Origin of the sequence: Frateuria flava (assembly GCF_017837635.1) — a bacterium.
GTDB classification, from domain to species: domain Bacteria; phylum Pseudomonadota; class Gammaproteobacteria; order Xanthomonadales; family Rhodanobacteraceae; genus Frateuria_A; species Frateuria_A flava.
The window spans coordinates 22,699-38,846 of record NZ_JAGJRS010000022.1; the positions used below are offsets into that span (position 1 = coordinate 22,699).

The window sequence follows — 16,148 nt, forward strand, 5'->3', positions numbered from 1 at the left end:
TCCGGCAAGAACCAGGCATCGCGCTCCGGTTGCCCCCATCCGCCTGTCGGCACCTTCCCCCGCGCGCGGGGGAAGGACTCGGTGTGGGGGCTGAGGTGTGGTTTCGGGCCGGCGTGAGGTTGGAGGGGGACGCCGGCGAGCTGCCGTGGATTGGCACGGGCGGCCTTTGCGTCAGGCAGCTTCCGCCGTGCGGGGGAAGGGCCCGGTAACGGGGCGCGGTTGGGTCAGGTTTCCGACCAGCGCCGCAGCAGGTTGTGATAGACGCCGGTCAGTTGCAGCAGGGCGTCGGCATCGGCGCCGCCTTGCGTCAGGCGCTGGATCGAGCTGTCCAGTTCCAGCAGCAGTTGGCGCTGGCCGTCGTCGCGCACCAGGCTTTGCGCCCATAGGAACGCTGCCGTGCGCGCACCGCGCGTGACCGGCTCGACGCGATGCAGGCTGCTGGCCGGATAGACGATGGCATCGCCGGCCGGCAGCTTGACCTCGTGCTCGCCGTAGAGGTCGTTGATGATGAGCTCGCCGCCGTCGTAGTCCTCGGGCTCGCTGAGGAACAGCGTGCACGAGACGTCCGAGCGCAGCTGGCCGCCGTCGGGCAGGGCCATGACGGCGCCATCGACGTGCGAGCCGTAGTGTCCGCCGTCCTCGTAGCGGTTGAAGCGTGGCGGCAGCACGCGCTGCGGCAACACCGCCGCGTGGAAGAGTGGATGGCGTGACAGCGCCTTCAGCACTTCACGGCCGAGCTCCGCACGCAGCGGTGACGTCTCCGGCAATTGCCGGTTGCGCTTGACCTGCGCGCCCTGCGGGCCGACGGTCTCGCGGCCGTCGGTCCAGGCGGCGCCATCCAGCGCCGCGCGCATGCGGGTGACCTGCGCGCGGTCCAGCACGTTGGGGATGTGCAGCAGCATGGCGGTGTCCTGGTGTCAGAGCCGGATGTTGGCCGTCAGCATCGCCGCGCGCGGCGTGCCGGGCGTGTAACGGTAGCCGCTCTTGTTGATCGCGGCGACGTAGTGGCGGTCGAACAGGTTGTAGAGGTTCAACTGCAGGTCGAGGTAGCGGTTGACCGGCAGGCTCGCCATCGCGTCGAACACCCAGTACGAGCCGGTGGTCGCGGGCGTGCCGATGGCGCCGTCGGTGCCGCGCTTCATCGCGCCGGCATGGCGCGCGCCGCCGCCGACCGTGAGGCCGAAGGGCAGGTGGTAGGTGGTCCAGGCGGTGAACGCGCTGCGCGGGGTGTAGGCCAGGTCGCTGGAGCCGTCGTTGCTGACCGCTGCACCGTCGGTGACCTCCGCGTCCATCGTGGTGAAGCCGGCGCTGACGCCCCAGTCATCCGTGATCCGGCCGACGATTCCGAGCTCGATGCCCTGCACGCGCTTGCGGCCGGTCTGGTAATACTGCTCATCGACCGGGTCCTGGGTCAGCTCGTTGCGCACCACGGTGCGGTAGAGCGCGGCGGTGAACAACAGGCGCTGGTCGAGCAGGTCCCACTTGGTGCCCAGTTCGGTGGTGCTGGCGCGCTGCGGATCGAGCGCGGGGTTGTCGGCGCTGCGGGCGGAGCTGCTGAAGAGCAGCGTATTGCCGCCAGGTGGCTCCTGCGACACGGCGAAGTTCGCGTAGATGCTGCCGTTGGGTGCGGGCTTGTACAGCACGCCGAGCTTGCCGTTGGGCAGCGTGTCGACGATGCGCGCGGCAAGGCCCGGCACTGGTGTGCCGGCTGGCAGCGTGCCGCATTCGGGGCTGTTGCGCTCGCCGCACAGGGCCACGCTGTCGAAGCGCGTGGTGTAGCGGTCCAGGCGCACGCCGGCGGTGACCTGCCAGCGCTGGCCGAACTTCAGCGTGTCGAAGACATAGGCCGCGGCGGTGTCGGTGGTGCCGGTGCTCCATGCGCCGGTTTCCGCAGAGAGCAGGCCGCCCACGCGTGGGTCGGGGTGATAGAGATTCGCCGCCGGCCAGGTGCTGCCATCGCGTGGTGCGACATCGATGTCGGAGGCCTTCTCCTGTGTCAGTTCCAGGCCCGCGCTCAGGTTGTGCATCACCGCACCGGTGGCGAAGTTCGCGGTGAGGTTGGTCTGGCTGGTAAGGATGCGGTTGGACTGGCGCTTGAAGGTCGGCAGGCTGCGCGCGATGGCCCAGGTCGAGGGATCGGCCGGGTCCGGCGTGAGGAGGTTGCCCGCGTCGGCGCGGAAGGAAGTCAGCAGGTAGTCCTGATGGGTGCGGCCCCAGCGCGTAGTGTTGCGCAGCGCGAGGTCGGGGCTGAACTCGTGTTCGACGATCAGCGTGAGCATGTCCGCGGTGACGCGGTCATGGTCCTGCGTGGTGCCGTAGAAGTTTTCACTGTCGACGCGGGGTGCGAGGCCGATCTGCGGCCGCGTAGCGTCGGGGCTGCCGTAGCCGGGCAGGCCGATCGTGGGTACGCCACCGTCCGGCACGTTGTTCTGTTTGATGTGCAACGCGTCGAGGAAGACCCGCGTGGGCGTGCCCAGCCCGAACGCCAGCGAGGGCGCCACGCCCCAGCGGCGGTTGCGCACGCGGTCGCGCCCAGGCACGCCGCTGTCCTGGCCGACCACGTCCAGGCGGAATGCGCTGTGGTCACCGAACTGACGGTTGAGGTCGGCGGTGGCGCGCTGCTGCTGGCCGCTGCCATAGGCGAGCGAGGCGCCGGCCCGATTGGCGAGCATCGGCTGGCGCGTGACCATGTTGACCGCGCCGGTCGGGGCGGTGCGGCCGTACTCGGTGCCGTCCGGGCCCTTGGTCACTTCCACCTGCTCGATGTTGAACAGGTCGCGCGAGATCGAGCCCAGGTCGCGCACGCCGTCGACGAAGATGCTGCCGGACGTGTCGAAGCCGCGCATGTAGATGCCGTCGCCGGTGGTGGTGCTGCCGTTCTCGCCGACGTAGAAGGTGCCCACGCCCGGGCTGTTGCGCAGCGCCTCGGTCAGCGTGGTGGCGCCCTGCTGCTCGAACAGGTCGCGGGTGATGATGCCGATGGTCTGCGGGGTATCGAGCAGCGGCTGGGTGAACTTGGGCGAGTCGACCATATCAGTACGGTAGTCGGCGCCGCTCGTCGCGTTGACTTCGATGCCGGGGAGGCGCTTGGCGTTACGTACCTGCGGATCGGTCGTGTCGTTGTTGCCGGCGTGGGCTGGTGCGGCGAACGCGAGGCCGGTGAGCAGGCTCGCGGCCACGCTGCGGGTCAGCGCGGTGGGGCGGCCCGGATGCTTGCGGCTGGTGATGAAGGCCATGGGTGTCCTTGTCTGGCGGGAGCTGCAAGTCGCGAAGCTTAATGAGAACGATTTGCAATAACAAGACAAGCTCTTGTAGAAGCGCACCTTGTGCGCGACCGCCATGCATCCTTTCGGTCGCGCACAAGGTGCGGCTCCTGCAGGGCGAAGCGCGGATTTGCTCGTACGACTGGTGCGCTCATCCTGGGCGAGCCTGCGCAAGGTGATGGCGTAGGTCGCGCACAGGGCGCGCTCCGGCGGCCTGCGGTGTTCGCGTAGCGGCAGGGCACAAAAAAAGGCCCCGCCGGGGCGGGGCCTTTCGAGGACTGGCAAGTCCCTCCCGAGGGGAGGGGTGCGGGTTACCAGATCTTCACCTGCTTGTCGCCCGAGCGGACCATCGCGTCGCCCGGCTTGCACTGGAACGCGGTGGCGAAGGCGTCCATGTTGGACGGCGCACCGATCGCGCGCAGCGAGGCCGGAGCATGCGGGTCGGTGTTCAGACGCAGCAGCGCTTCCTTCTCACGGATGCTGCCGCGCCACACGCGGGCCCAGTTGAGGAAGAACCGCTGGTCCTGGGTGTAGCCGTCGATCTTCGAGCCGGCTTCCTCGGGGTTCTTCTTCAGGGCCATCTGCAGCGCGTCATAAGCCGAATTCAGGCCGCCGAGGTCGCCGATGTTCTCGCCCAGGGTCAGCTGGCCGTTGACGTGTGCGTCTGGCTTGTCCTTGATCGGGGTGTAGGCGTTGAACTGCGCCACCAGCTTGCCCGCGCGCTCGTCGAACGCGGTGCGGTCGGCCTTGGTCCACCAGTTGACGTTGTTGCCCTCGCCGTCGAACTGGCTGCCCTCGTCGTCGAAGCCGTGGCTTGCCTCGTGGCCGATCACCGCGCCGATGCCGCCGTAGTTGATCGCGTCGTCGCCGTTGGCATAGAAGAACGGCGGCTGCAGGATCGCGGCAGGGAAGTTGATCGTGTTGTCGGTCGGGTTGTAGTACGCGTTGACCGTCTGCGGGGTCATGCCCCATTCCTTGCGGTCGGTCGGCTTGCCGATCTTGTTGATGTCGTACTCGTAGTTGTACTTCGCCGCGGCCATGACGTTGCCGTAATAGTCGCCCTGCTTGACCTGCAGGCCGGACCAGTCACGCCACTTTTCCGGGTAGCCGATCTTCGGCAGGAAGGTGTTCCACTTGGCGATCGCCTTGGCCTTGGTCTCCGGGCTCATCCAGTCGAGGTTCTCGATGCGGGCCTTGAGCGCATTGCGGACGTTGTCGACCAGCACCTGCGCCCGTTCCTTCGCTTCGGGCTTGAACATCTTGTCGACGTAGAGCTGGCCCAGCGCCATGCCCATGGAGCCGTTCACGGCGCCGAGCACGCGCTTCCAGCGCGCCTTCTGCTCCGGCTGGCCGGAGAGGGTCTTGCCGTAGAAGGCGAACTTGTTGTCCTGGAACGCGTTGGACAGCAACGGCGAGGCGTCGTCGATCACGTGGAAGCGCAGGTAGGCCTGCCACTGGTCGATCGGCGCGTTGGCCAGCAGCTTGTCGAACTCGGCGAAGAACTTCGGCTGCGACAGCGAGAAGCCCTTGTCGATCTTTACGCCCTGGGCGTCGAAGAATTTCTCCCAGCTGAAGTGCGGGGTGATCTTGTCCGCTTCCTTGACACTGACGAAGTGGTACTGGTGCTCGGGCGTGCGCAGTTCGACCGGAGCGAACGAGGCCGCGGCCAGCTTGCCTTCGAAGGCCATGACCTGGTTGGCCTGCTTCTTGGCGTCGGCCGCCGGCACGCCGGTCAGCTCGAGCGACTTGGCGATGTAGTCCAGGTACGCCTGGCGCTGCTCAGCGTACTTGGCGTCGGTGTAGTAGTCCTTGGTCGGCAGGCCCAGGCCGCTCTGGTACGTATAGCCGATCTGCATGGAGGCGTTCTTGAAGTCGGCGCCCGAGCCGAAGGAGAACACCTGCATGTCGCCGTTGCTGAAGCTCTTGTTGAGGTAGTCGGCCACGTCGCTGCCGTTCTTCAGCGCGGCAATGGCTTCGAGCTTGGGCTTGATCGGGTCGAAGCCGGCCTTTTCGATCGCCGCCTCGTCCATGCCCGAGGCGTACAGGTAGCCGATCTTCTGCTGGATCGAGCCGGCCTGCGCGCTGGCGGCATTCTTGGCCGCGGCGTCGACGATGTCGTGCTGGGTGTTGAGGCTGTCCTCGGCCAGCTTGTCGAACGCGCCCCAACGGGTGCGGTCGGACGGGATCGGGTTGGCCGCGACCCACTTGGCGTTGACGAACTGGTCGAAGTCCGCGCAGGCCTCGTTCATCGGGCCCAGCTCGCTGACGTCGAACACGTTCGTGGGCGCACCGGCCATTGCGGTGGTGCGTGCCGAAGTGGGCGCGCTGCTGCTTGCGGCAGGAGCCTGGTCAGCTTCGTGCTTGCCGCAGGCGGTCAGCGACAGCGCCAGGCTTACCGCGAGCGCCAGCGGCTTCAGATACTGCTTGGACATGGATTTCCCTCTGTGTGGATCGCCGTTCGGCGGTTTCATTGTTGCCGGCCGCGTCCCCCACGACGCGGCCATGGCCGGCCACGCTAGGCCATTGGTCATGGGGCAGACAGTGTCAAAGGTCAGGGGTAGAGGGGGGTGCTCGCCAGGGCCGGCGAGGCGCCCGCAGGAGTGCGTCGGTGCGCGACGGGCGTGATCAAGCGGCGATGTGGTCGCACCCGCGTGCACGCCTACGACGGCTTGCGCGCTACCGCCGGCAACGTATCGGGCGCCACCGCCCCACCGGAAATGATGAAGGCCATGCCCTGGTCCATGGTCCAGTCGGTGGGCGTCAGCGCCTCCACCGGCAGGGTCAGCAGGAAGCCACCGGTGGGGTTGGGCGTGGTCGGCACGAATACCGCGGCCATCTCGCGGCCGCTGCCTTCCTCGACCATGATCCGCGTGACGAAGCCGATCGCCTTGGTGCCGGGGTGCGGGAAGTCGACCAGCACCACCCGTTGCACCCCCGAAGGCTTCTGCTGCAATACCGCCATCAGTTTCTTGGTGCCGCCATAGATCGTCTGCACCAGCGGGATGCGCTGCAGCAGGGCGTCGAACGTATCGAGCAACCGCTGGCCGATCACCCGGCTGGCCAGGAAACCGAGCAGGTACAACGCCACCAGGGTGATCAGCAAGGCCACGATGGAGATGAACCACGCGCTGCCCAGCGTGGCGGCAGTCTCCGGCGCTACCAGCGCCAGCGCGCCGAGTGCCGCGGCGACCATCGGCGCACCGATGCCGGCCAGAAACCCCAGCACGAACTTGAACACGGTCCAGGTCACCCACAACGGAATGAAGGTGAGCAGGCCGGTGAGCAGGTAGCGTTTGAAGCGCAGGCGGGGCATGGGGTCCGGGCGGCAAGGAAAGTCCGCATTGTAGGGCGCGGTGTGATTTTTCTGCGGGACCGGCGAATCATGCGGTGGACAGGGAGCCCGCCATGAACCACCACCAGCGCCAGTTCGAAGCCTTGCTGCAGGAACACCGCGGCATCGTCTTCAAGGTGGCCAACGTCTACGCGCACGGCCGCGAAGACCGCAACGACCTGGCCCAGGAGATCGCGGCGCAATTGTGGCGTTCGTTCCCGGGGTTCGATGCCACGCGCGCGAAATTCTCCACCTGGATGTACCGCGTGGCCCTCAACGTGGCGATCTCGCACGTCCGCCGGTCCCGCCGCGAAGAGCGCCTGGAACCGCTCGACGCCGCGCACCTGGAGTTGCCCGGGGAGGCGGATGTCTCACAGCCGGACGAGCGGCTGGCGGCGCTCTACGCCTTCATCGGCCAGCTCGACCCGCTCAATCGCGCGTTGATCCTGCTCTACCTGGAAGACCGCAGTTACGGCGAGATCGCCCAGGTACTGGGCATCAGCGAAACCAACGTGGCGACCAAGATCGGTCGCATCAAGCAGAAGCTGCGCGGACAGATCGCCGCGGCGGCAATCACCGGAGCATGAGCATGGAACTGGACGAGATGAAGCAGGCCTGGCTGGCACTGGGTCGCCAGCAGGAGCGGCAGTACGCGCTGGACCTCCAGCTTTTCCGCCAGGGGCGGGAGGATCGCCTGCGTCGCCACCTGCGACCGCTGCTGTGGGGACAGGCGTTGCAGATCGCCTTCGGGGTGGCAGCGATGGCGTGGGGGATCACCTTCTGGAGCACGCGCCTGGACGACGGGAGGGCGATGGCCTGCGGCATTGCGATGCAGGTCTTCGGCACCTTGATGGTCGGCTTCGCCGGGCGCCTGCTTCATCTGCTGGGCGGTATCGATTACGCGGGGCCGGTGCTGGAAATACAGCAACGGCTGGCCGCGATGCGCGTATGGCGGTTGAAAGTGGAGGCGCCGGTACTGGTGTTGCTGGGAGCCTTCATGTGGATCCCCGCGATGCTGATGTTGATGCTTGGCGCCACCGAGCCCGCCGGCGTCGACCTGTGGCGCGCGGCGCCGGGCCTGCCGCTATGGCTGGTGTTCAACGGGTTCCTGGCGCTCGCGCTGGCCGCGCTGACTGCCTGGCTGATTCGTCGCGCGGGACGGGCGCGTTGGCTGGAAGGCCAATTCGCCGGCAGTGCGATCCGTAACGCCCAGGTTGCTCTGGACGAACTGGCCCGCTTCGAGCAGGACACCTAGGGCGGGTTTGAGCTCACCTTTGCCGTGGTGAACAGAAGGCTGAAGCCCACCCTACGGGGTGCGCGCCCTGGGCTTGAGCCGCACGTAGAGCTGCTTGCGCACGCGGGCGACGACGTCGCCGGTAGCGGTGGTCACCTCGGTTTCGAACCAGCGCAGGACCTTGTCGCCGGCCGCGGCGGCCGTGCGCAGTTCCTCGGCCATCGCGTCAGTCAGGTGAAAGGAGGCGTAGACGTCCTCGCGGCCGGGCGACACGAAGTCGATCGCGGCGGCCTTGTCCCACACGTAGTAGTCGCTGCCCAGGCGGTGCATCGCCAACAGCATCCAGAACGGATCAGTCATGGCGAACAGGTTGCCGCCGAACTGGCTGCGCACGTAGTTGCGGTTCCACGGGCGCAGGCGCAGCACGACGCGTGCCCGGCTCCAGTCCTCGTCCAGTTCCAGCACGCGGATGCTGTTGAACAGGAACGGCGGCCAGAAGTTGAGCAGGCGGCGGAAGGTGGCGGGGCGCATCGGCGAACGCTGGCGGGGAAAGGGTTAGTCTAACGTACGCGAGCGTATGGATGGCTCGTGCGCAGGAGCGCACCGGTGCGCGACCCGCGGCACCACGGTCGCGCACAGGGTGCGCTCCTACAGATTGGCGGAAGGCTTGATCAGAACAGCAGCGAGGCCATGCGCCGGCGGTAGCGACCCACCAGCTCGGCATCGTCCAGCGTGGCGAAGGCGGCCAGCAGGCGCTTCTTCGCGCCACCTTCGTTCCAGTCGCGCGCCCTCTCCAGGATCGCCAGGAACTGGTCCAGGCCGGCCGCCGGGTCGTCTTCCAGCAGCAGGCGCACGCCGAGCAGGTCGCGCGCGGCCCAGTCGGCCGGGTCGGCCTGCACCCGCTGGCGCAACTCGGCCAGCGAGGGGGCGCCTTCCAGCGCGCGGGCCAGGTCGAGCTGGCTGCGCAGGCGCACCGCGCGTGCATCGGTGGCGAGATTGGCCGGCAGCGCGTTGAGTTCGGCTTCGGCTGCATCGGCCTGGCCGTTGCGCATCAGCGCCAGTGCCAGGTCGAGCTTGAGTTCGGCGCGTTCCGGTTCGGCGGCAATTTCCTGCTGCAAGCGGTTGATCGCCTGTGCGGGATCCTCTTCTCCGGTGACTTCAGGCTCGGCGGATGCCTCGTCGCCCAGCGGCTGCACGTGGCGGGAAAGGAATTCGCGCAATTCGCCCTCGGGCAGCGCGCCGGCGAAACCATCGAGCAGCTGCCCGTCCTTGACCAGCATGACCGTGGGGATGGAGCGGATGCCGAACATCGCGGCCAGCTCCTGGTTCTTGTCCACGTCCACCTTGCCCAGACGGAAGGCGCCGTTGTACTCGACCGCAAGCTTTTCCAGCATCGGGCCCAGCGTCTTGCACGGACCGCACCAGGTCGCCCAGAAATCGACCAGCACCGGCGTGGTCATCGAGGCACGCAGCACCTCGGTCTCGAAATTGGCCGTGTCGATGTCGAAGACGTGGGCTTGGGCAGCGGCGGTCACGTGAGCTCTCCAGGAAAGGAAGGTTCGACATCGGGGCGCAGACCAGCATATCAAGTGCATCGGTTTCATCAGGCCGGAGCTGTGCGAAGCGCACTCGTCCGCCTCCTCTCGCTTCCGGGATCGAAGTGAGGCCACCCTGGGACGCAACTTCCTGCTTGCGCTACTTCACGGCCCGATTTGCGAGAATGGGCCGATGAGCACGCCCGAGCACGGTCTTGCCCCCGCCGATCCGACCGACAGCGCCGCGGCCGGGCGATTGCATGCCTCGTCCCCCCGGCTGGTGATCTGCGAGCACTGCGACACGGTGCATCGCGGCCACGCGCTGGCGCCGGGCGAGGCCATGCGCTGCGTGCGTTGCGATGCGCTACTAGCGCGCTACCACGTGCTCAACGCCGACGGCATGCTGGCGCTGGTGCTCACGGCGCTGATCGTGTTCCTGATCGCCAACGTGTGGCCGGTGGTCACCCTGGGCCTGGGTTCGCAGCAGAGCAGCACCACGCTGTGGGGCACGATCGTGATGATGTGGGAGCAGGGTGCGCAGCTGGTCGCTGTGGTCGCCGCGGCGACGCTGTTCTTCTTTCCCCTCAACAAGATGTTGATGCTGGGCTGGGTGCTGTTCTTCGCCCGCGAGGGCCGCCGTGCGCCCGGCTTCGCGTCGATCATGAAGACGCTGTACTACCTGCAGCCGTGGACGATGAGCGAGGTTTTCGTGCTCGGTGCCATCGTCTCGATCGTCAAGGCGCGTGCCTACTTCGACGTTCAGCCGGACCCGGGCATCTGGGCCTACGGCGTGTTGATGCTGCTGATCACGGTGTTCTCGGGGATCGACCTGCGCTCGCTGTGGGACGTGACGGAGGACGCGTGACGGCCCCGCGCGCGCAGGAGCTGGGCATCATCGGCTGCCATGTTTGCGGTCTGGTCTGCCGTGCGCCTGCCAGCGATGATGCGGCCTGCCCGCGCTGCGGCGCTGCGCTGCACCGGCGCAGGCGAAACAGCATCGCGCGCACCTGGGCGTTGCTGGTCGCGGCGTTCATCCTCTACATCCCGGCCAACGTGTTGCCGATCATGCGCACGGTGAGCCTGGGCGACGTGGACGACAACACCATCATCAGCGGCGTGGTGGAGCTGTGGATCAAGGGTTCGCCGAGCCTGGCGGTGATCGTGTTCACCGCCTCGATCGTGGTGCCGATGACCAAGTTCCTCGTGCTGGGGACCTTGCTGGCCAGCACGCAGCGCCACAGCCGCTGGGCGCTGCGCCAGCGCGCCAGGCTGTACCGTGCGGTGGAGTTCATCGGCTACTGGTCGATGCTGGACGTGTTCGTGGTGGCGCTGCTCACTGCGCTGGTGCGCTTCGGTTTCCTCAGCCAGGTCGAGCCGCTGCCGGGCGTGGTGTTCTTCGGCCTGACCGTGGTACTTACGATGTTTGCCTCCATGAGTTTCGACCCCCGATTGATGTGGGACCTATCCGACGATGACTGAGCCGACCCCGCGCGAGGACTTGCCCGAGCCGGTGGTGCGCAAGCACCGCTTCAGCCTTTCGCTGATCTGGCTGGTACCGGTGCTGGCCGCGCTGGTCGGCCTGTCGCTGGTGGTGCATGCCTGGCTGCAGGCAGGGCCGCAGATCACCATCACTTTCCAGACCGCCGAAGGCCTGGAGTCCGGCAAGACGCCGGTCAAGTACAAGAACGTGGTGATCGGCAAGGTCACCAGCCTGGAGCTCACCGACGACCGCGAGCGGGTGCGCGTGACGGTAGCGCTCAACAAGAGTGCCGCCAGCTTCGCCACCAGGGGCACGCGCTACTGGGTGGTGCGCCCGCGCATCGGCCTGGGCGGCGTGTCGGGCGTGGATACGCTGCTCTCGGGCGCCTTCATCGGCGCCGACGTGGGTGGTTCGCAGGACGAGCAATACGAGTTCAAGGGGCTGGAGTCGCCGCCGGCGGTGCTGCTGGGCGCGCCGGGCAAGAGCTACGTGCTGCATACGGATGATCTGGGCTCGCTGGATATCGGGTCGCCGGTTTACTACCGGCGCATCCAGGTCGGCCGCGTGGTGTCCTATGCGCTGGACAAGGACGGCAAGGGCGTGTCCCTGCACATCTTCGTCGATGGTCCCAACGACCGTTACGTCACCCGCGACACGCGCTTCTGGAACGCCAGTGGCGTCGACGTTTCGCTCGGTGCCAATGGACTGAAGCTCAATACGCAGTCGCTGGCGACCGTCATCGCCGGTGGCGTCGCCTTTGCCGAGCCCAAGGGCCCGCACGACAGCGCGCCCGCCGCCGAGGACGCGGACTTCGCGCTGTTCGACGACGAGACCACCGCGCTGTCGCCGCCCGATGGCCCGCCGCGCTATATCCGCATGCGCTTCAACCAGTCGCTGCGCGGGCTGGCGGTGGATGCACCGGTGGAGTTCCTGGGCGTCAACATCGGCAAGGTGGTGTCGATCAACCTCGACTATGACGCCCGCGGCGAGCGTTTCCCGCTCAACGTGGGTGCGGTGATCTACCCGCAACGGCTGGGCCAGGCCTACGAGAAGCTGGCCGCGCAGGCGGGCATGAAGGACGGCCGCGTCGACCTGGGGCGCATGTTCGGCCCGCTGGTCGCCCGCGGCCTGCGCGCGCAGGCGCGCACCGGCAACCTGCTGACCGGGCAGCTCTACATCGCGCTGGATTTCGTGCCCAAGACGCCCAAGGCGCACTTCGACATGGCCGCGACGCCGATCGAGCTGCCCACCGCCCCCGGCAGCTTCGACAAGTTGCAGGAGCAACTGGCAGACATCGTCACCAAGGTGCAGAAGATTCCGTTCGACAGCATCGGACACAATCTCAACGCAACGCTGGCGGACCTGGACCGCACGCTCAAGCAGGTCAACACCGGGGTGCTGCCCGAGCTCAGGGGCACGCTCAAGGGTGCGCAGCGCACGCTGGGCAGCGCCGACAATGCGTTGTCGGCCGATTCCCCGCTGCAGCAGAACCTGGGCAGCACGCTGGGCGAGCTGCAGCGCATGGCCCGTTCGCTGCGAGCGCTGACCGACTACCTGGGCGTGCATCCGGAGGCGCTGATCCGCGGCCGGCCGGACGATCCGCCGCCCGCGCCCGAGCGCAACCACCCGCCCGCACGGCAAGGGAGCAAGCCATGATCCGCACGCGATTCCTGCTGGCCGCCGCGCTGGCCCTGGGGCTGGCCGCCTGCGCCTCCGAGCCGGCGCGCTACTACACGCTGCTGGCCCCGGCCCCGGCCGAGGCGGGCACGGCCAGCCCCGCCCCGTTCAACTTCGAATTGATGCCGGTGGGCATCCCGGCGCAGGTCGACCAGCCGCAACTGGTGATCCGCCAGGGTGGGCAGGGCGTGGCGCCGCTGTCGGGCCAACGCTGGATCGCGCCGCTCGCCGACGAGGTGCGCGCAGCGCTGTCGGCCGACCTTGCCAAGGCGCTGCACGCCCAGGACGCCACGGGTTTGCCCAGTGGCGGCAAGCCCCGGCTGCGCATCAAGGTCGACCTGCGCCGCTTCGATTCGGCGCCAGGCGACTACGCGCTGGTGGACGCCGCCTGGAGCGTGCGCCAACTGCAGGGCGACGCCATGCTCGCCTGCACCAGCCAGTTCCGCGAGCCGGTCGGGGCCGGCTACGACGCGCTGGTCGAAGGTCACCAGCGTGCGCTGGCGAGGCTTGCCGGAGCGATCGCCCAGGTCGCCGGGCCGGTCGCGGCCGGCCAGTCGCCCGCCTGTCCGTAAGCCCATCGGTCCAAAGGCGCCCCCATCCGCCTGTCGGCACCTTCCCCCGCGTTCGCGGGGGAAGGCTCGGTAACGTGGCAATGCGCCATGGTCCTTAGCGAAGCTCGGGGGGCGGGGCGACGCACCATGGTCCTTCCCCCGTTCACGGGGGAAGGTGCCCGAAGGGCGGATGGGGGAGACCTTGCGACAGACCCACCACGCCACCGTTCCCGTCTTGGCTCCAGGCGGGCGCTGGGCTAGGCTGACGGGTTCCCGCCGCGGCGTTCCCGACCGGCCGCGCGAGCCCCACAGCAAGGCACCGGACACATGCAGGACTCCCACGAACAGGCTACGAACGAACAGGGCTACCAGCCGCAGGCGGTGGAGACCGCCGCGCAGCAGTACTGGAGCGCAAACCACGCCTACGAGGTGGTCGAAGACGCCTCCCGGCCCAAGTTCTACTGCCTTGCGATGCTCCCGTATCCGTCCGGCGCGCTGCACATGGGCCACGTGCGCAACTACACGATCGGCGACGTCATCAGCCGCTACCAGCGCATGAATGGCAAGAACGTCCTGCAGCCGATGGGCTGGGACGCATTCGGCCTGCCCGCCGAAAACGCCGCGATCAAGAACCGGACCGCGCCGGCGAAGTGGACCTACAGGAACATCGAGCACATGCGCGAGCAGTTGAAGCGCATGGGCTTCGCCTACGACTGGACGCGCGAGTTCGCCACCTGCCGCCCCGAGTACTACCGCTGGGAACAGTTGATGTTCACGCGGCTGATGAAGAAGGGCATGGCCTATCGCAAGAACGCGGTGGTCAACTGGGATCCGGTCGACCAGACGGTGCTGGCCAACGAGCAGGTCATCGACGGCCGCGGCTGGCGCTCCGGTGCGCCGGTGGAAAAACGCGAGATCCCGCAATGGTTCCTCAAGATCACCGACTACGCGCAGGAACTGCTCGACGGCCTGGACACGCTGCCGGGCTGGCCCGACGCGGTCAAGACCATGCAGCGCAACTGGATCGGCCGGTCCGAGGGCATGGAGATCCACTTCGCCGTCGAGGGTGAAGCCGAGCCGCTGACCGTCTTCACCACGCGCCCGGACACCCTGCTGGGCGTCTCCTTCGTGTCGATCGCGGGCGAGCATCCGCTGGCGCTCAAGGCCGCGCAGGGCAACGAGCGGCTGGCCGCGTTCCTGGAAGAGCTCAAGCACGGCGGCGTCTCCGAGGCCGAACTGGAGACCCAGGAAAAGCGCGGCATGGACACCGGTCTGCGCGTCGTCCATCCGATCACCGGCGAGCCCATCCCCGTATGGGTGGCCAACTTCGTGCTGATGGGCTACGGCACCGGCGCCGTCATGGCGGTGCCGGGCCACGACCAGCGCGACTGGGAGTTCGCGCAGAAATACATGCTGCCGATCCGCATGGTGATCGTCGACCGTGGCGTGGTCGACGCGCTGGCCGAGATCGGCCACGACCTGAAGACCGGCGTGCGCGCCGACGCCATGCGCAATGCGCTGGAAGGCGCTCGGACCGATGCGGTCGCCACCTCGGCGGCGCTCGGCACGGTGCAGGAGTTCGAGCGCCGCATCCAGGAAGATGGCGCTTACACCGAGCGCGGCATCCTGGTGAATTCAGGCGACTACGACGGACTCGATTTCGCCCAGGCCTTCGAGGCCATCGCCGCCCATCTGGAGCGCGAGGGGAAGGGCCAGCGCCGCGTCAACTGGCGCCTGCGCGACTGGGGCGTCAGTCGCCAGCGCTACTGGGGCTGCCCGATCCCGGTGATCTATTGCGGCAAGTGCGGCGCGGTGCCGGTGCCGGAAGATCAACTGCCGGTCGTGCTGCCCGAGGACGTGGAGTTCTCCGGCGTGCAGTCGCCGATCAAGGCCGACCCCGAGTGGCGCAAGTGCGCCTGCCCGCAATGCGGCGGCCCGGCCGAGCGCGAAACGGATACGTTCGACACCTTCATGGAGTCGAGCTGGTACTACGCGCGCTACACCAGCCCCGGTGCCCAGGCCCAAGTCGATGCGCGCGCCAACTACTGGCTGCCGGTGGACCAGTACATCGGCGGCATCGAGCACGCGATCCTGCACCTGCTGTACTTCCGCTTCTATCACAAGCTGCTGCGTGACGCGGGGCTGGTGCACTCGGACGAACCGGCCACCAACCTGCTGTGCCAGGGCATGGTCATCGCCGAGACGTTCTATCGAGAGAACGAGGATGGCTCGAAGGACTGGATCAACCCGGCCGACGTCGAGATCGAGCGCGACGAGCGCGCCCGCGTCGTCGGCGCGCGCCTGAAGGCTGACGGCCAGCCGGTGCAGATCGGCGGCATCGAGAAGATGTCCAAGTCCAAGAACAACGGCGTCGACCCGCAGGCGATGGTGGAAAAGTTCGGCGCCGACACCGTGCGCCTGTTCTCCATGTTCGCCGCGCCGCCGGAGCAGTCGCTGGAGTGGAGCGAGGCGGGCGTCGAAGGCATGGCCCGCTTCCTGCGCCGCTTCTGGCGCGAGGTCACCACGCATGCGTCGCAGCCGGATCATCCGGTGGTCGACCCGGCCACGCTCGACGCCGGCCAGAAGGCGATGCGTCGCCAGCTTCACGAGGCGATCCAGAAGGTCGGTGACGACCTGGGTCGGCGGCATTCCTTCAACACTGCCATCGCGGCGCTGATGGAACTGCTCAACGCGCTGAGCAAATTCACCGACATGAGCGAGCAGGGGCGCGCCGTGCGCCACGAGGCGCTCGAAGCGATGGTGCTGCTGCTCAACCCGGTGGTGCCGCACATCAGCCACGCGCTGTGGCAGGTGCTCGGCCATCCGCAGACGGTGCTGGAGAACGTTTCCTGGCCGCAACCGGACCCGGCCGCGCTGGTGCGTGATTCGGTGACCCTGGCGGTGCAGGTCAACGGCAAGCTGCGCGCTACCATCGAGGTGTCGGCCAGTGTGTCGAAAGAAGAGGCCGAGGCCATGGCGCGCGCGCAGCCGCAGGTGCAGGCGCACCTGGACGGGCTGACCGTGCGCAAGGTCATCGTGGTGCCTGGCAAGATCGTCAACATCGTCGCGGGATGAGC

Annotated in this window: 13 protein-coding genes; 7 read left to right on the forward strand and 6 right to left on the reverse strand. The window is 67.7% G+C overall.

Annotation, left to right across the window (positions count from 1 at the left end; translation table 11 throughout):
• Positions 1 to 224: 224 nt before the first annotated feature.
• The 4 genes from J7I44_RS12055 to J7I44_RS12070 form a co-directional block, all read right to left on the reverse strand.
• Positions 225 to 902 carry a Fe2+-dependent dioxygenase gene (locus J7I44_RS12055; protein ID WP_209620996.1) on the reverse strand — a complete coding sequence of 226 codons (678 nt, stop codon included), beginning with the start codon at positions 900 to 902 and terminating at the stop codon, positions 225 to 227.
• A 15-nt stretch (positions 903 to 917) separates the two neighbouring features.
• Entirely contained in the window at positions 918 to 3,236 is a 2,319-nt protein-coding gene (locus J7I44_RS12060) for a catecholate siderophore receptor Fiu (protein WP_209620999.1), read from the reverse strand.
• Positions 3,237 to 3,574: 338 nt separating this feature from the next.
• Positions 3,575 to 5,695 carry a M13 family metallopeptidase gene (locus J7I44_RS12065; protein ID WP_209621002.1) on the reverse strand — a complete coding sequence of 707 codons (2,121 nt, stop codon included), beginning with the start codon at positions 5,693 to 5,695 and terminating at the stop codon, positions 3,575 to 3,577.
• Between the two features lie 227 nt (positions 5,696 to 5,922).
• Complete coding sequence (locus J7I44_RS12070; RefSeq protein ID WP_209621005.1) at positions 5,923 to 6,576, reverse strand: DUF502 domain-containing protein; 654 nt, start codon at positions 6,574 to 6,576, stop codon at positions 5,923 to 5,925.
• 92 nt (positions 6,577 to 6,668) lie between these two features.
• Here J7I44_RS12070 and J7I44_RS12075 point away from each other — a divergent pair, with 92 nt between their 5' ends.
• Both J7I44_RS12075 and J7I44_RS12080 read left to right on the forward strand, forming a co-directional pair.
• Positions 6,669 to 7,181 carry an RNA polymerase sigma factor gene (locus tag J7I44_RS12075; RefSeq protein WP_209621008.1) on the forward strand — a complete coding sequence of 171 codons (513 nt, stop codon included), beginning with the start codon at positions 6,669 to 6,671 and terminating at the stop codon, positions 7,179 to 7,181.
• A 2-nt stretch (positions 7,182 to 7,183) separates the two neighbouring features.
• Entirely contained in the window at positions 7,184 to 7,849 is a 666-nt protein-coding gene (locus J7I44_RS12080) for a hypothetical protein (protein ID WP_209621010.1), read from the forward strand.
• Between the two features lie 51 nt (positions 7,850 to 7,900).
• Here the strand turns inward: J7I44_RS12080 and J7I44_RS12085 are convergent, their stop codons facing one another.
• Together J7I44_RS12085 and trxA are read right to left on the reverse strand one after the other, a co-directional pair.
• Positions 7,901 to 8,359, reverse strand: a complete 459-nt coding sequence (locus J7I44_RS12085; protein WP_209621012.1) for a DUF4442 domain-containing protein — start codon at positions 8,357 to 8,359, stop codon at positions 7,901 to 7,903.
• Positions 8,360 to 8,499: 140 nt separating this feature from the next.
• Positions 8,500 to 9,363, reverse strand: a complete 864-nt coding sequence (gene trxA, locus J7I44_RS12090) for a thioredoxin (protein ID WP_342451977.1) — start codon at positions 9,361 to 9,363, stop codon at positions 8,500 to 8,502.
• Positions 9,364 to 9,556: 193 nt separating this feature from the next.
• Between trxA and J7I44_RS12095 the strand changes: the two genes are divergently transcribed.
• The 5 genes from J7I44_RS12095 to leuS all read left to right on the forward strand — a co-directional run bounded on the left by J7I44_RS12095 (position 9,557) and on the right by leuS (position 16,146).
• Positions 9,557 to 10,228 (forward strand): paraquat-inducible protein A, encoded by a 672-nt coding sequence (locus J7I44_RS12095; protein WP_209621017.1) that lies wholly within the window; start codon positions 9,557 to 9,559, stop codon positions 10,226 to 10,228.
• Positions 10,225 to 10,842, forward strand: a complete 618-nt coding sequence (locus tag J7I44_RS12100) for a paraquat-inducible protein A (RefSeq protein WP_209621019.1) — start codon at positions 10,225 to 10,227, stop codon at positions 10,840 to 10,842. The genes J7I44_RS12095 and J7I44_RS12100 overlap by 4 nt, the downstream gene beginning before the upstream one ends.
• The gene (locus J7I44_RS12105; protein ID WP_209621021.1) at positions 10,835 to 12,499 is read left to right on the forward strand and encodes a PqiB family protein; all 1,665 of its coding nucleotides are present in this window, start codon (positions 10,835 to 10,837) and stop codon (positions 12,497 to 12,499) included. The genes J7I44_RS12100 and J7I44_RS12105 overlap by 8 nt, the downstream gene beginning before the upstream one ends.
• Positions 12,496 to 13,092: a PqiC family protein gene (locus tag J7I44_RS12110; protein ID WP_209621023.1), complete on the forward strand. Its 597-nt coding sequence runs from the start codon at positions 12,496 to 12,498 to the stop codon at positions 13,090 to 13,092. Before J7I44_RS12105 ends, J7I44_RS12110 begins: the two co-directional genes overlap by 4 nt.
• 306 nt (positions 13,093 to 13,398) lie before the next feature.
• Entirely contained in the window at positions 13,399 to 16,146 is a 2,748-nt protein-coding gene (gene leuS / locus J7I44_RS12115; protein WP_209621025.1) for a leucine--tRNA ligase, read from the forward strand.
• The last annotated feature ends 2 nt before the right edge of the window (positions 16,147 to 16,148 follow it).

What these genes read in the sequence shown, in the direction of transcription:
- J7I44_RS12055 (WP_209620996.1), bottom strand. Translation starts at nt 902, where the DNA reads ATGCTGCTGCACATCCCCAACGTGCTGGACCGCGCGCAGGTCACCCGC.
- J7I44_RS12060 (WP_209620999.1), bottom strand. Translation starts at nt 3,236, where the DNA reads ATGGCCTTCATCACCAGCCGCAAGCATCCGGGCCGCCCCACCGCGCTG.
- J7I44_RS12065 (WP_209621002.1), bottom strand. Translation starts at nt 5,695, where the DNA reads ATGTCCAAGCAGTATCTGAAGCCGCTGGCGCTCGCGGTAAGCCTGGCG.
- J7I44_RS12070 (WP_209621005.1), bottom strand. Translation starts at nt 6,576, where the DNA reads ATGCCCCGCCTGCGCTTCAAACGCTACCTGCTCACCGGCCTGCTCACC.
- J7I44_RS12075 (WP_209621008.1), top strand. Translation starts at nt 6,669, where the DNA reads ATGAACCACCACCAGCGCCAGTTCGAAGCCTTGCTGCAGGAACACCGC.
- J7I44_RS12080 (WP_209621010.1), top strand. Translation starts at nt 7,184, where the DNA reads ATGGAACTGGACGAGATGAAGCAGGCCTGGCTGGCACTGGGTCGCCAG.
- J7I44_RS12085 (WP_209621012.1), bottom strand. Translation starts at nt 8,359, where the DNA reads ATGCGCCCCGCCACCTTCCGCCGCCTGCTCAACTTCTGGCCGCCGTTC.
- J7I44_RS12095 (WP_209621017.1), top strand. Translation starts at nt 9,557, where the DNA reads ATGAGCACGCCCGAGCACGGTCTTGCCCCCGCCGATCCGACCGACAGC.
- J7I44_RS12105 (WP_209621021.1), top strand. Translation starts at nt 10,835, where the DNA reads ATGACTGAGCCGACCCCGCGCGAGGACTTGCCCGAGCCGGTGGTGCGC.
- J7I44_RS12110 (WP_209621023.1), top strand. Translation starts at nt 12,496, where the DNA reads ATGATCCGCACGCGATTCCTGCTGGCCGCCGCGCTGGCCCTGGGGCTG.
- leuS (WP_209621025.1), top strand. Translation starts at nt 13,399, where the DNA reads ATGCAGGACTCCCACGAACAGGCTACGAACGAACAGGGCTACCAGCCG.